This is a genomic window from Streptococcus alactolyticus (assembly GCF_012277075.1).
GTDB lineage: Bacteria > Bacillota > Bacilli > Lactobacillales > Streptococcaceae > Streptococcus > Streptococcus alactolyticus.
This window is the reverse complement of sequence record NZ_JAAXMT010000005.1, coordinates 294,189-308,517: the sequence shown is the minus strand read 5'-3', so window position 1 is coordinate 308,517 and position 14,329 is coordinate 294,189. Positions and strand designations below refer to the sequence as shown.

At 40.8% G+C, this 14,329-nt stretch carries 11 protein-coding genes and 2 pseudogenes; 10 read left to right on the top strand and 3 right to left on the bottom strand.

The annotated features are described in order from the left end of the window. Positions 1-41: 41 nt before the first annotated feature. The 10 genes and pseudogenes from ylqF (at position 42) to HFK82_RS03360 (ending at position 12,051) form a co-directional block, all read left to right on the top strand. Positions 42-896, top strand: coding sequence for a ribosome biogenesis GTPase YlqF (ylqF, locus tag HFK82_RS03405; protein ID WP_168260809.1), 855 nt, complete (start codon positions 42-44; stop codon positions 894-896). Then, positions 883-1,656: a ribonuclease HII gene (locus HFK82_RS03400; RefSeq protein WP_168260808.1), complete on the top strand. Its 774-nt coding sequence runs from the start codon at positions 883-885 to the stop codon at positions 1,654-1,656. Before ylqF ends, HFK82_RS03400 begins: the two co-directional genes overlap by 14 nt. A gap of 81 nt (positions 1,657-1,737) precedes the next feature. Next, positions 1,738-2,579, top strand: a pseudogene (gene dprA / locus HFK82_RS03395) (DNA-processing protein DprA). A gap of 134 nt (positions 2,580-2,713) precedes the next feature. Further along, complete coding sequence (topA, locus tag HFK82_RS03390; protein ID WP_168260807.1) at positions 2,714-4,846, top strand: type I DNA topoisomerase; 2,133 nt, start codon at positions 2,714-2,716, stop codon at positions 4,844-4,846. A 167-nt stretch (positions 4,847-5,013) separates the two neighbouring features. Then, positions 5,014-6,390, top strand: a complete 1,377-nt coding sequence (trmFO, locus tag HFK82_RS03385; protein WP_168261020.1) for a methylenetetrahydrofolate--tRNA-(uracil(54)-C(5))-methyltransferase (FADH(2)-oxidizing) TrmFO — start codon at positions 5,014-5,016, stop codon at positions 6,388-6,390. Between the two features lie 22 nt (positions 6,391-6,412). Next, positions 6,413-7,237, top strand: a complete 825-nt coding sequence (locus tag HFK82_RS03380) for a TIM barrel protein (RefSeq protein WP_168260806.1) — start codon at positions 6,413-6,415, stop codon at positions 7,235-7,237. A 419-nt stretch (positions 7,238-7,656) separates the two neighbouring features. Further along, positions 7,657-8,409, top strand: a complete 753-nt coding sequence (locus HFK82_RS03375; protein ID WP_168260805.1) for an ABC transporter ATP-binding protein — start codon at positions 7,657-7,659, stop codon at positions 8,407-8,409. 1 nt (position 8,410) lies between these two features. Continuing rightward, positions 8,411-10,381 carry an FtsX-like permease family protein gene (locus HFK82_RS03370; protein WP_168260804.1) on the top strand — a complete coding sequence of 657 codons (1,971 nt, stop codon included), beginning with the start codon at positions 8,411-8,413 and terminating at the stop codon, positions 10,379-10,381. Between the two features lie 63 nt (positions 10,382-10,444). After that, entirely contained in the window at positions 10,445-11,107 is a 663-nt protein-coding gene (locus tag HFK82_RS03365; protein WP_168260803.1) for a response regulator transcription factor, read from the top strand. Beyond that, the gene (locus HFK82_RS03360) at positions 11,104-12,051 is read left to right on the top strand and encodes a sensor histidine kinase (RefSeq protein WP_168260802.1); all 948 of its coding nucleotides are present in this window, start codon (positions 11,104-11,106) and stop codon (positions 12,049-12,051) included. The genes HFK82_RS03365 and HFK82_RS03360 overlap by 4 nt, the downstream gene beginning before the upstream one ends. Positions 12,052-12,085: 34 nt before the next feature. On the opposite strand, the gene xerS is transcribed toward HFK82_RS03360, so the two are convergent. The 3 genes and pseudogenes from xerS to HFK82_RS08750 all read right to left on the bottom strand — a co-directional run bounded on the left by xerS (position 12,086) and on the right by HFK82_RS08750 (position 14,323). Further along, positions 12,086-13,156 carry a tyrosine recombinase XerS gene (gene xerS, locus HFK82_RS03355; protein ID WP_154454325.1) on the bottom strand — a complete coding sequence of 357 codons (1,071 nt, stop codon included), beginning with the start codon at positions 13,154-13,156 and terminating at the stop codon, positions 12,086-12,088. 145 nt (positions 13,157-13,301) lie between these two features. Further along, entirely contained in the window at positions 13,302-13,871 is a 570-nt protein-coding gene (locus HFK82_RS03350; protein WP_168260801.1) for a ribonuclease HI, read from the bottom strand. Between the two features lie 74 nt (positions 13,872-13,945). Continuing rightward, positions 13,946-14,323: pseudogene (locus tag HFK82_RS08750) on the bottom strand (type II toxin-antitoxin system HicB family antitoxin). Positions 14,324-14,329 lie beyond the last annotated feature (6 nt).

Sequence of the window (14,329 nt, the reverse complement as noted above, 5' to 3'; positions counted from 1 at the left end):
TTTCAAACAAAAAAACTTGCTACGAAAGGATTTATAAACTTATGGCTACTATTCAATGGTTTCCTGGGCATATGTCCAAGGCACGCCGACAAGTTCAGGAAAATCTAAAACACGTTGATTTTGTCACGATTTTAGTAGATGCTCGCCTCCCTCTCTCAAGTCAAAATCCTATGTTGACGAAAATTGTCGGAGATAAACCCAAACTCATGATTTTAAATAAGGCCGATTTGGCTGACAGTAACTGCACCAAAGAATGGCGTCAGTATTTTGAAAGTCAGGGCATTAAGACCTTGGCCGTGAATTCTAAGGAGCAAGCAACTGTCAAATTGGTCACCGATGCTGCCAAATCTTTGATGGCTGATAAATTGGCTAAATTGCGTGAGCGCGGTATTCAAAAAGAAACGCTCCGCACCATGATTATCGGTATTCCAAACGCAGGAAAATCAACCCTCATGAACCGTTTGGCAGGTAAAAAAATTGCCGTTGTAGGCAATAAACCTGGGGTTACAAAAGGGCAACAGTGGCTCAAATCAAATAAAGACTTGGAAATTCTTGATACACCAGGTATTTTATGGCCAAAATTTGAAGACGAAGTTGTTGGCTTAAAATTAGCTCTGACGGGTGCTATCAAAGACCAGCTCTTGCCCATGGATGAAGTGACTATTTTTGGCTTGAATTACTTTAAGGAACATTACTCTGAGCGTTTGATTGAGCGTTTCAAGGGCATTGATTTGGAAGAAGAAGCGCCTGAAATCATCATGGCCATGACGCAAAAATTAGGATTTCGTGATGATTATGACCGTTTTTACAATCTGTTTGTGAAGGATGTCCGCGAAGGCAAATTGGGGCGTTACACCTTAGATGTCGTAGGAGAAGTGACAGATGGCGACTATTAAGGACATCAAGGAAGCGCTGGCTCAGATTGACTGTCTAGACGATGACCGCTGGGACTTGTACGCATCAGATATTCGCATCGGTGTGCAAAAAGCGATTGTACAGCGCAAAAAAGCTATTCAGGCAGAGATTGACGAGTACGTTCGTCTTGAAACAATGCTGCGCTACGAAAAGGAGTTGTACCAGAAAGGTTATCAAGCTATCGCAGGCATTGATGAAGTTGGCAGAGGCCCTTTAGCAGGACCTGTTGTCACTGCTTGCGTGATTTTGCCTAAAGATTGTAAAATCAGACACCTCAACGATTCCAAAAAAATTCCCAAAAAACACCACGAGGAGATTTACGAAGAGGTCCTTGCGCGTGCTTTGGGAGTGGGGATCGGCATCGTGGACAATGACACCATTGACCGCGTCAATATTTACGAGGCGACAAAACTTGGTATGTTGCAAGCAATTGAGCAGATGAAAGGCGAGGTAACAAAGCCTGATTACTTGCTTATTGATGCGATGCAGTTAGACACACCTATTCCCCAACTATCCCTGATCAAGGGCGATGCCAATTCCCTTTCTATTGCAGCAGCTTCGATTGTGGCAAAGGTTACGCGTGATCATATGATGGCTGAATACGCAAAAGAATACCCAGGTTACGCCTTTGATAAAAACGTTGGCTATGGTACTAAAGACCACCTAGCAGGCCTAAAACAATACGGTGTCACCCCTATTCATCGCAAAAGCTTTGAGCCTATCAAATCCATGCTCTCTTAAAATGACTAACCATCTTGTTTTTTAAGGCAAGATGGTATTTTTTGCCCTCTTTATCGAACTAATAAGATAGTGAGGTGACACATGAATCATTTTGAATTGTTTAAATTAAAAAAAGCAGGCTTAACCAATCTGAATATCTTAGCGATTTTGGAGTATCACGAAAAGCAGAAGAAATCCCTGTCCTTAAGGGATATGGCTGTTGTCTCAAAGTGCCGCAATCCTGTCTTGTTTATTGAGAATTACAAGTCGCTAGATAGCAAAACCTTGCGGCAGGAGTTTAACACTTACCCAAGTCTTTCGATTTTAGACAAGGAATACCCCTTGGAGCTGAAAAATTGTTACAATCCTCCTGTCTTGCTCTTTTATCAAGGCAATTTAGACTTGCTTCAACGTCGTAAATTAGCGGTTGTTGGCGCTAGAAATGCGTCTGCTGTGGGAACCAAGTCGGTTCAAAAGATTATCAAAGAATTGGGCAATCGTTTCGTGATTGTTAGCGGTTTGGCGCGTGGGATTGATACCAGTGCTCATGTATCTGTTTTGAAAAATGGCGGAGCGACCATTGCTGTTATCGGTTGCGGGCTGGATGTGTATTACCCTAAAGAAAATCAACAATTACAGGATTATTTAGGCAAAAATCATTTGGTTTTAAGTGAGTATGCCCCAGGAGAGAAGCCTTTGAAGTACCATTTTCCTGAGCGAAATCGCATTATCGCAGGTTTGTCCCAAGGTGTGCTTGTGGCTAAGCCAAAGCGAGGTCGGGAAGTCTTATCACTTGTGAGAGGGTATTAGAAGAAGGTCGGGATGTCTTTGCCATACCAGGAAATATCTTGGATGGTCAATCAGACGGTTGCCACAAACTCATCAATGAAGGCGCTAAATGCGTGACTTCAGGGCAAGATATTTTGTCGGAGTATCGTGATTAAGACAAGCCTTTTTCTTACATTTTTTTTACCCTGATTTTTTGAAAATGTTTCCAAAATGCGTAACTTTTATATTGACAGTTTAAAAAAAGCGGGTTATCATGATATAAGTTTATTACTAATAGGAAGTGAGCTTTATGGTAACGACTGTTTCAAAAGCATCTAAAACTGTCAAAAAAACAAAAACAAAAACGAAACGCAAAAAACCACAAAAGAATTTGGTTATTGTGGAATCTCCTGCAAAAGCAAAAACCATTGAAAAATATTTGGGGCGTAACTACAAGGTTGTCGCTTCAGTTGGTCATATCCGTGATTTGAAAAAATCAAGCATGTCCATTGATTTTGACAATAATTACGAACCGCTATACATCAATATTCGCGGGAAGGGTCCTTTGATTAATGACTTGAAAAAAGAAGCGAAAAAAGCTAAAAAAGTCTATCTTGCAAGTGACCCAGACCGTGAAGGAGAAGCGATTTCTTGGCATTTGGCCCATATTTTAAATTTGGATGAAACGGACAAAAACCGTGTGGTTTTCAACGAAATCACCAAAGATGCGGTCAAAAATGCCTTCGTTGAACCGCGACAAATTGATATGAATCTGGTTGATGCCCAACAGGCTCGCCGCGTTTTGGACCGTATTGTGGGGTACTCGATTTCGCCATTGCTTTGGAAGAAAGTCAAAAAAGGCTTGTCAGCGGGGCGCGTGCAATCGGTCGCTTTGAAACTCATCATTGACCGTGAAAATGAAATCAAGGCTTTCAAACCTGAAGAATACTGGACTATTGATGGTTTCTTCCAAAAAGGAAACAAGAAATTCCAAGCCTCTTTTTACGGTGTTGATGGCAAAAAACTAAAACTCGAAACCAACGAAGATGTGCAAAAAGTGCTCGCTTTAATCACGAGTGACACCTTTGAAGTAGCCAAAGTTGAAAAGAAAGAACGTCGCCGCAATGCGCCACTTCCTTACACCACGTCATCTCTTCAACAAGACGCTGCCAACAAAATCAATTTCCGAACTCGCAAGACCATGATGGTCGCACAGCAATTGTACGAAGGAATTAGCCTTGGTAAGAGCGGCACACAAGGTTTGATTACTTATATGCGTACGGACTCAACGCGTATTAGCCCTGTGGCTCAAAACGAAGCCGCAAACTTCATCACAGAACGTTTTGGAGCGACTTATTCGAAACATGGCAATCGTGTGAAAAATGCTTCAGGTGCTCAAGATGCCCACGAAGCTATTCGTCCGTCAAATGTGACCTTAACCCCTGAATCGATTGCACAGCATTTGGATAAGGACCAGCTAAAACTGTATACCTTGATTTGGAATCGTTTTGTGGCCAGTCAAATGACAGCAGCAATCTTTGATACCATGAAGGTGCATTTGGAGCAAAATGGCGTGCGCTTCACCGCCAACGGTAGTCAAGTGAAATTCGACGGTTATTTAGCCGTGTATAACGACTCTGACAAAAACAAAATGTTGCCAGACATGGCTGAGGGCGATAGTGTTAAAAAGGTATCAACCAACCCAGAACAACACTTTACCCAACCGCCAGCTCGTTATTCGGAAGCAACCTTGATTAAAACCTTGGAAGAAAACGGTGTGGGACGTCCGTCAACCTACGCTCCAACACTTGATGTCATCCAAAGACGTTATTATGTCCGTCTGGCTGCTAAACGCTTTGAACCAACCGAATTGGGTGAGATTGTTAATGGCTTGATTGTGGAATTCTTCCCTGATATCGTGGATGTCAAATTCACGGCTGATATGGAAAGTAAGCTTGACGAGGTCGAAGAAGGTAAACAACAGTGGCAGACCGTCATCGATGCCTTCTACAAACCGTTTGAAAAAGAATTGGCAAAAGCTGAAACCGAGATTGAAAAAATTCAAATCAAGGATGAACCTGCTGGTTTTGACTGCGAACTCTGCGGGCATCCTATGGTTATCAAACTCGGTCGCTACGGCAAATTCTACGCTTGTAGCAACTTCCCAGAATGTCATAATACCAAAGCTATTACCAAGGAAATCGGCGTGACTTGTCCGCTTTGTGGCGAAGGTCAAGTGATTGAACGCAAAACCAAACGCAACCGTATTTTCTATGGTTGTGACCGCTACCCCGACTGCGAATTCACCTCTTGGGACAAACCTGTCGGACGAACGTGTCCAAAATCAGGCGATTATCTGGTTGAGAAGAAAATCCGTGGTGGAGGCAAGCAAGTGGTCTGCAGCAATGAAGAATGCGATTACGCAGAAGAAGTCATCAAATAACCAAAAAGCTTCGCAATGAGTTTGCGAGCTTTTTTAGTGTTATATTATTTACATAATTATAATTACGTAAATAATAGTTTATTTTGGTGTTTTATGTCATTTATGATATGATAAAACATATCATAATTAGAAAGATTCAGATGTGGGGCATTCCCCGCATTTGGAAAATGGCGGTGAGAACTGTCATTTTTGGAGGTATTAGTCTATTGTCTCAATCATCTTATATCAATGTCATTGGAGCTGGTTTGGCGGGATCTGAAGCTGCCTATCAAATTGCTAAGCGTGGCATTCCTGTCAAACTCTATGAAATGCGTGGGAAAAAAGCGACCCCACAACATAAAACCGACCAATTTGCGGAGTTGGTTTGTTCTAATTCGCTGCGCGGTGATAGCTTGACCAATGCGGTAGGACTACTCAAGGAAGAAATGCGTCGTTTGGATTCTGTTATCATGAAAGCCGCAGAAAGCACGCGTGTACCTGCAGGTGGTGCTTTGGCAGTTGACCGTGACGGCTTTTCGCAAATGGTGACTGACGAGGTCAGCAATCATCCGCTTATTGAGGTTATTCGTGAGGAAATCACGGAAATTCCTGATGATGCGATTACTGTGATTGCCAGCGGTCCGTTGACGTCTGACGCTCTTGCTGAACGTATTCATGCGTTAAATGGTGGGGATGGCTTTTATTTCTACGATGCAGCAGCGCCGATTGTCGATAAGGGTTCGATTGATATGGATAAGGTTTATCTTAAATCACGTTACGACAAAGGAGAGGCTGCTTATCTGAACTGCCCTATGACCAAAGAGGAGTTCATGGCTTTTCACGATACTTTGGTTAATGCAGAAGAAGCACCACTCAACAGTTTTGAAAAGGAAAAATACTTTGAAGGGTGTATGCCAATTGAAGTGATGGCGAAACGCGGCATTAAAACCATGCTTTATGGCCCGATGAAACCAGTTGGCTTAGAATACCCAGAAGATTACAAAGGACCTCGAGATGGGGAATTTAAAACGCCTTATGCGGTTGTGCAGTTGCGTCAAGATAACGCTGCTGGTAGCCTGTACAATATTGTCGGTTTCCAAACGCATTTGAAATGGGGCGAACAAAAGCGAGTTTTTCGTATGATTCCTGGTCTTGAAAACGCTGATTTTGTTCGTTATGGTGTGATGCACCGCAATTCTTACATGGATTCGCCAAATCTTTTGACGGAAACTTTTGCCACACGTAAAAATCCAGACCTCTTCTTTGCTGGTCAAATGACAGGGGTAGAAGGTTACGTTGAATCAGCAGCGTCAGGTTTGGTAGCTGGTATCAATGCTGTTCGCCGTTTCAAAGGTGAAGAACCTGTGATTTTCCCACAAACCACGGCTATTGGCGCGCTACCACATTACATCACTCATGCGGAAAGCAAGCATTTCCAACCGATGAATGTCAACTTTGGTATCATTAAAGAGTTGGACGGTCCTCGTATTCGCGATAAGAAAGAACGTTACGAAAAAATTGCAGAGCGTGCTTTGACGGATTTGCAAGCTTATCTTGATGTCTAAAAGTATCTCAGGGAGGTTGCCAATGTTTCCTGTTCGATTAGGTTTGAAAGCCAGTTGTGACCCTATTCAAGTGGCGAGTCGCCTAACATACCAACCTGAAATCTTTGAGTTTTACACGTCAGAACACGATTTTACTCCTCAAGGTTTGAAAATGTTGCGCGATGCCATTGAAACTGTCAAAATGAGTGGGGTGAAGCATATTATTTTACATCAACCCATGAAATACCAAGGGCAGTTTTTGGAGTTGGTAGCTCATCCAGCCCACAAGCCAGAACTTGTTTCGTTTATTGATGAAACCACCAAGACTTTGCTGGAACTTGCTAACGCATTTGACTGTAAAGTACTGGTGCATGGCTCTTATGATTTGCGAGAAAAGGACTTGCTAGATCCCTTTGAAACCCTCAAAAACGCTCAAGATTACCTCTTTTCTCGAATAGATGCTCTTTGGCAACTGGGTGGAAATCGCATCATGTTTGAAAATGGGATTTCAAATCTCTTTTCCTTTGGCCATCCTGATTTTGACCAAGTCTTGCTGCAAAAAGGCTACCCGTTGGCTTACGATATTTCTCATGCCTTCATTTTCTTAAATCGGGATAATGTGGCCCTACAAAGGTCTTTAAGTACCCTGAAAAAGAACATCGTTCACTACCATTTGGTGGATTCTTTTGGAAAACGCCACGATAGTCTGCCGCTGGGACAAGGAAAGATAGATTGGGCAAAGCTTCTGCCACTTCTTAATAGCCGTGCTACCAGCATTTACGAGATTAATCTGGCAAATGTCACCAATCCTAAAGAGCAAGTGGCTAGTCATGCTTATTTGAAACGGTTGGTACAAGAACTGAACTAAAACGACAAACGTCTGAGATTTAGTCTCAGGCGTTTTTGATGACTTTATTCTTACATTTTTGTAAGATTTAAAGGAGAAACTGTAAGGAAGGAAAGGCTCCTTTTTCGATACAATAGACTTGTCAATAAGAGAGGAGCAATGAGATGAATCAAGCAATCAAAAGACACCTACAATTAGGAAGTCAGCTGTTTATTTGGTTGAGTATGGCAATAGTAGGTTCTGCAACCTACTAGTCTATCAGACCTTCCGCTTAGTCAAATAAGAATGTTAGGAGAAATAAGCCTAATGGATACCAATAGTTTAATAACCATTCTATCCCTGATCACCGCAAGCGTCATCAGCTTAGGTGTGTGGTATTGGAGTGGCAGAAGAAAAATAAAACACAAATAGTATTAAAATACCAAATAAAGGAGAAAGAGATGTTATTAGAGATTAATCACTTAGAGAAAGTTTTCCGCACTCGCTTTTCAAAAGAGGAAACGCGTGCCTTACAAGATGTTGATTTTAAGGTTGATAAAAACGAATTTATCGCTATTATGGGAGAATCAGGTTCAGGAAAAACCACCTTGTTGAACATTTTGGCGACTTTGGAAAAACCAACTAAGGGTTCTGTCATGTTAAACGGAGAGGACATTACCAAAATCAAGGAAAGTCAGTTGGCTGCTTTTCGTTTGAAGAATCTTGGCTTTGTCTTTCAAGATTTTAACTTGTTGGATACCCTTTCGGTCAAGGATAACATTTTCTTACCTTTGGTACTTGGTCGCTTGCCTTATCAAGAGATGGAGCAACGCTTGCAGCCTTTGGCAAAGAAACTACACATTGAAAGCTTGCTAGACAAACGCCCGTTTGAATTATCTGGTGGTCAAAAACAACGTGTTGCCATTGCTAGAAGTCTTATCACTAAGCCACAATTGCTTTTAGCAGATGAGCCGACTGCCGCTCTTGACTACAAAAATTCAGAAGATATTTTAAAACTGTTTGAAGAGATTAACGCAGACGGTCAGACTTTGCTGATGGTAACTCACTCTGCCAATGCGGCTAGTCATGCGAAAAGAGTCCTCTTTATCAAAGATGGGCGTATTTTCCACCAAATTTACCGTGGTCACAAGACCAATCAAGAATTTGCAAAAGATATTTCGCTTACCATGAGCGCTTTACTTGGAGGTCAGTAATATGTTTTATGCAAAACTCGCTTGGTCTAATATTAAAAAGTCCATTAATGTTTTTGGACCATTCCTGCTCAGCAGTACAATTTTATTTGTCCTAAACTGCTCAACTTTGCTGATTTTGTTTAGCCCTGTTGGTGGGGGAATGCGTCATGGGTCCTCTATTCTCAGTCTCGCTTTGATTGTTTTGGCGATTTTTTCAGCCGTGATGGAAATTTACAGCTATCAATTTTTACTCAAACAACGCAGTAAGGAATTTGGTCTGTATAATATGCTGGGGATGAATCGTTGGCAGGTCAGCTGGCTATCAACCATTGAATTAGGTTTGATTTTGCTGGGAGTCATCGTGTTAGGTAGTGTCTTGTCTGCTATCTTTTCACAATTGTTCTATTTGGCTTTTGTGAATCTCCTGCATTATCATCAGCTGGTCTTGACCTTATCCCTTGAAGCCTTTGTGAGTGCAATTGTTCTCTTTATCGGAATGTTTGTTCTGCTAGAAGGGGGCAATCTTTACACCATTCGTCGCACCTCACCGCTTGCCTTGTTTAAAAAGCAAGAGCAAGGGGAAAAAGAACCTCGCGGTAATGTCTTGCTGGCTATTTTGAGTGTTTTGTCTTTGGGAATTGGTTATTATTTGTCCCTATCATCCACTAAAGTAGCTGCTTTGGTTGTATTGTATCGTTTCTTTGCGGCAGTTGTGCTGGTTATCATAGGAACCTATCTCTTTTATATCAGTTTCATGACTTGGTATTTGAAACGCCGTCGTCAAAATAAGGCTTATTTTTACAAACCTGAACACTTTGTCACAACGGCACAAATGATTTTCCGTATGAAACAAAATGCCGTTGGTCTGGCTAATATCACTTTACTAGCGGTTATGGCATTTGTTACGATTGCTACAACAACGTCGCTTTATGTGAATACCCAAACGCAAGTGAACATGATGTTCCCAAAAACCACCAAGGTAGCTCTTAACGCTGACAATCAAGCAGATATGGATACCTTGATGGAAAAAGAGGTCATGGAACCCTTGCACAAACCTGCAGACCAATGGCTCACTTACCGTTCTGTTTATACGCTTTTCCCAGTTTCAGATGCCAAAGAGATTGCCATGACGCGTGAGGATGTCGAAAATCCTAACCTTAGCAGCGCTGGCTATCTTTACATCGTCACACAGGATGACTTTAGAGCCTTGGGAAACAAACTCTCACACCTCAATGAAAACCAAACTGCTTTCTTTACCCAAAAAGGCAACAGCTATTTGGAAAAACTGGACTTATTTGGGCAAACCTTTGACAATGTCCATAATCTCAAGGAGGTTAACTTCCCAGAAGTAGTCAATACCTACAACCCAGCTGTCTTAGTCGTCAGCAACCAAGAAGTGCTTAATAACATTGAAACAATCTTCACGAAAAATAAGGTTTTCCATCAAACGTCACTTATCAGCTATGCTGACCTTTCTCAAAAAGAAATCAAGTCCTTGGCACACTTTGGCGGTGAATCAGAAGTCGTTCACGAAGATGCCAATGGAAATAGCATTTTAGCTACGGTAGAAACCAAACAGGAATACCTCGACAGTGCTTATGCCTTCACAGGTGGCTTCTTGTTCACAGGTTTCTTGCTGGGTATCAGTTTCCTAATGGGCGCAGCCTTGATTATTTACTACAAACAACGTTCAGAAGGTATTGAGGACAAGAAATCTTATAAAATCTTGCAAGAAGTTGGGATGAGCAGCCAAGAAGTGAAAAAAGCCATCAATTCACAAATTTTACTGGTTTTCTTCATGCCGTTAGGACTAGCAACCCTACATTTTGCGGTGGCCTTGGTTATGTTAAAACAAATGTTGCTTATTTTCGGTGTGACAAGCTCAAGCACGATTTACATCGTGAGTGGTTCGACCATTGTCATCTTAACCCTCGTTTATTTCATGATTTACAAAATCACTAGCCAAACTTACTATAAAATCATTGAACGTTAAATAAGGTGGCCCTTGCGGCCATCTTTTATTTTGATTCATCAGAGCTTATGTTACAATAATACTATGAAACAAGGAAAGATTTACATTATTGAGGACGATGAAACCATCGTTAAATTGTTAAAACAGCACTTGAGCCAGACTTATGAGGTCTTTAGTGTGCAAAATTTTCGAGCCATTAAGCAAGAAGTTGAGGAAATTCAGCCAGATTTGATTTTGATTGATATTACCCTGCCTTATTTTAATGGTTTTTACTGGACGACAGAAATTCGCAAGACGATGACCTTGCCTATTATTTTCATTTCATCCAGCGATGATGAGATGGATACGGTCATGGCGCTCAATATGGGTGGAGATGATTTTGTGTCAAAACCCTTTTCATTGACCATTTTAGATGCTAAAATTTCTGCCTTTTTAAGACGAGCTTACCAATTCACCTCAGACACTTACCAGTTAGGGGCATTTAGCCTCTCGCGTGACGGGGTTTTGTCAAATGGCACAGAACAAATTTCCCTTTCGCCAACAGAAAATAAAATTTTATCCATTTTATTTGAACACCAAAATCAAGTGGTGACCAAGGAGGAATTGCTGGAAAAATTGTGGGAAAACGACAGCTTTATCGATCAAAACACGCTCAGCGTCAACATGGCACGCCTGCGTAAAAAAATAACACCACTAAGTTTCAATGCCATTCACACAGTCCGAGGAGTGGGGTATCTCTTAAAATGATTCGAACTTTTTTTAAAGAAAATGCCGTTTGGTACTGGAGCTATGCGTTACTGAGTGCTCTCTTTCTAATTGTTTTTGCTCTTTACCACTTGCCTATCGTCTATTTTGTGATCAGTTTTCTGCTCAATCTGACGATCCTCAGCTTTATCACCTTATGGCAGTACCAACGTTTTAAACATAAAATCAATACGTTACAACAATTTATTTATGTAAACGAATTAGATACCTTACAATTGCCGTCAGAATTAGCCTATAAAGATGTGATTATTCGTTTGTACGAGCAAAGTGCACAAGAATTGTTGGCAGAGCAGGCTAAGACTGAAGATGGGCAGAGCCTTGTCAAGATGTGGTCGCACCAAATGAAAGTTCCATTGTCTGCCCTGTCCTTGATGGCACAAACCAATCAGCTAGATGGCAAGGAAGTTCAGCAACAACTGACTCGCCTGCAGAACTATCTGGATACCTTGCTAACCTACCTCAAATTCAGCCAGAACAAGGATGATTTTCGATTTGAACGCCTGTCTGTACGCGATATCACGATTGAAAACGTTAAAAAATACCGCATTCCTTGCCTACTGAAGCAATTATCTATCGAAGTCGAAGGTGATTGGCTGCTTGCTTCTGACCGCAAATGGCTCAGCTTTGCCATTTCACAAATCCTAGACAATGCCATAAAGTATTCTAAGGAACAAGACAAGATTAGAATTGAAATAACAGATGGTAGGATTAGCATATCAGATAATGGTATTGGAATACTAGAAGAGGACTTGCCACGTTTATTTGAGGAAGGCTTCACAGGTTTTAATGGCCATGAGAATCAAAAAGCCACTGGTTTAGGGCTTTACATGACCAAACAAATTTTAGATAGTCTGAATCTAGCCATCAGCATCACTAGCCAAGTTGATAAAGGCACTCAGGTTACTATTGCATTACCAAAAGAGTAAGAGAAAAAGTAGGGGGTTAATCCTACTTCTTTTTTTACAATTTATCCAAGGCATTTTTTTGTTCGTCGTTGACGATGTGGGTGTAGAGGTCGGTGACTTGAGTGCTGGCGTGTCCGAGTTGGTGGCTAACTAGGACTTGTGATTTTGTGGTGTCGTATAGGCGAGTCGCCAAGGTGTGTCGCAATTTATGCGGTGTGACGCGGACTTTGAAGGCTTGCGAGTATTTTGCGACTAATTTTTCTACGCTGGATGCGTCGATGCGATTTGGAACCCCACGGTATTCGGTGAGAAAGAGGGCTTGGTCTTGCTTTTCAGCCTTATAACGTGGGGTACGAATTGCAAGGTAAGCTTCCAAATAAGGTTTAGCAAAACCAGCGATATTGACTGCATCACGTTTGCCGCCTTTTCGTGTCACTTCAATAATCATCATGTTAAGATTTAAGTCCTTGACGTCTAGATTGACTGCTTCGGACAAACGAACGCCGGAGGCAAGCAGTAGGGCAATCAAGGCCAAATCGCGCTCTTTATTTTTTTGGAAAGAAGATAAGGCACGATGCGACAGCGTACTTTGATAAGTTTTGTCAATATAATCAATGAAAGCCATGGTTTCATTGCCCAAAAACAATTTGCCCTTGATGTTTTCTGCCCGAGCTGCCAAGGTTTCTTTTTTCTTTTTGGTAGCGACTTTTTTCATGACGTTGCGGTAGAAGTAGGGGTCACCATTTTCATCCTCGACCTCTTCTGTCAGGTATTTGAAAAGGCTGGAAAGCGCAGAAAGCGTACGGTTTATGGTTGTTTGTGAAACCCCTTGCTTTTTGGAATAAGTATTGAGCGACGGACGTTCACGCAGGTACAAAATAAAGGATTCCATGTCTTTTTTAGAGAGGTGTTCCAAGGTTGATAAGTCAATATCAGCCATTTTATCAGCATCTGAAATCCCAGAATCCAAAAGCCATTCAAAAAAGCGTCTGTATTCCTTGAGGTATTCATACAAGGTCGTAAAACTGTAAGGAACGGTTAATTTTGATTGATAATAATCCAAGACGTACCAAGGCATGAGCGTTTTCAGCTCGTCGATTTTTTGTAAAATGTGTTCACGTTTCATTTTTTGCTAAAAAACTCCCAAATATCTGATAACTAGAAGTATATCACAGGTCTACCTATCTTTCAAGAAAATTACAGTTTTTCAGAAAGATGTTCGGAGAAAAATATAAATACTTCAGAAATCTGTTTCCATAGATAACGTAAATTTATTTATGTATATCTATTATTTTATTTTTTGTTCTTCTCTTTTCTTTGCCTCGCTTTTTAGTCACATCTTTTGCTAAACTATCAGCTTTTTCGTTCCAAAAAATTTCAGCGTGTCCACGACACCATTTAACCTCTAAAATTAACTCTTTGCCCAATTCTTTATACAATTTAAACACTTGACAGAGATTTGAATAATACCAATTCCACTGAAAAATCTGCTGTTTTTCTTTCTTTTTATAAGATGATTTCCTATGAGTATTTAACAAATGATGAAAGCGCTCCAATTCTCGATAATCCGTCATAATGCTAACACTCACTTTATCAGCATCTTTGCTTATTTTCCGTAGAGCTTTTAAGGCAATAATAACCGAAAAAAGTTCTACGCCTACGGAATTTAGTAACTTTTCTTTGGTATCTGAAATGGCACTCTTTCCCTTTAAAATGACTTCGTGATTGTCATCTAAAACAATATAGGCACATGAAGCTTTAACGTTACCGCTGTTGTACTTTTTATAAGAACCATCTGTGTAGATGATATAATTTCCTGAATGACTGGTTTCACAATTCATATTTTCCCCTTAGGTTGCTGATTTGTATAATAGGGTAAATAAAAAGCCCGCTCGCACGGACTTTCAATAGTTTATTAAGGCTGTAGTTTTCTTTCCAAGGCTTCTGTTAAGACTTGAGAAAAATTAACATCGTTTTCCTCTGCCAAGTCATTCAACCATTCAGGAATAGTCACGTTTTTACGAACCTTGTTGGCATGATACTTTTTCATTTAGACAACCATATCAATTTGAATTAAGGCGATATAGCTATCGGGAAATTGCTGTTTTAAATCCGATGGCGAAGTTGGTTGTGGATACTCTTTATAATCTTCGAGTGCAAATCCTAGAACTTCTGTAGCTTTTTCAAAAGCTTCTTGAACATCTTTTCCTTGAGTAATAGCTTCAGGAACGTCTGGAAAAGTTACAAGAATATAATCACCATCTTGGGTAAATAAAGCTGGATAAACTAACATAATAAA

Excerpts from the sequence above, each read along its gene's own strand:
- topA (WP_168260807.1), top strand. The coding sequence starts at position 2,714 with ATGGTAACGACTGTTTCAAAAGCATCTAAAACTGTCAAAAAAACAAAA.
- HFK82_RS03380 (WP_168260806.1), top strand. The coding sequence starts at position 6,413 with ATGTTTCCTGTTCGATTAGGTTTGAAAGCCAGTTGTGACCCTATTCAA.
- HFK82_RS03365 (WP_168260803.1), top strand. The coding sequence starts at position 10,445 with ATGAAACAAGGAAAGATTTACATTATTGAGGACGATGAAACCATCGTT.
- HFK82_RS03400 (WP_168260808.1), top strand. The coding sequence starts at position 883 with ATGGCGACTATTAAGGACATCAAGGAAGCGCTGGCTCAGATTGACTGT.
- HFK82_RS03360 (WP_168260802.1), top strand. The coding sequence starts at position 11,104 with ATGATTCGAACTTTTTTTAAAGAAAATGCCGTTTGGTACTGGAGCTAT.
- trmFO (WP_168261020.1), top strand. The coding sequence starts at position 5,014 with ATGGCGGTGAGAACTGTCATTTTTGGAGGTATTAGTCTATTGTCTCAA.
- HFK82_RS03375 (WP_168260805.1), top strand. The coding sequence starts at position 7,657 with ATGTTATTAGAGATTAATCACTTAGAGAAAGTTTTCCGCACTCGCTTT.
- HFK82_RS03370 (WP_168260804.1), top strand. The coding sequence starts at position 8,411 with ATGTTTTATGCAAAACTCGCTTGGTCTAATATTAAAAAGTCCATTAAT.
- HFK82_RS03350 (WP_168260801.1), bottom strand. The coding sequence starts at position 13,871 with ATGAATTGTGAAACCAGTCATTCAGGAAATTATATCATCTACACAGAT.
- ylqF (WP_168260809.1), top strand. The coding sequence starts at position 42 with ATGGCTACTATTCAATGGTTTCCTGGGCATATGTCCAAGGCACGCCGA.
- xerS (WP_154454325.1), bottom strand. The coding sequence starts at position 13,156 with ATGAAACGTGAACACATTTTACAAAAAATCGACGAGCTGAAAACGCTC.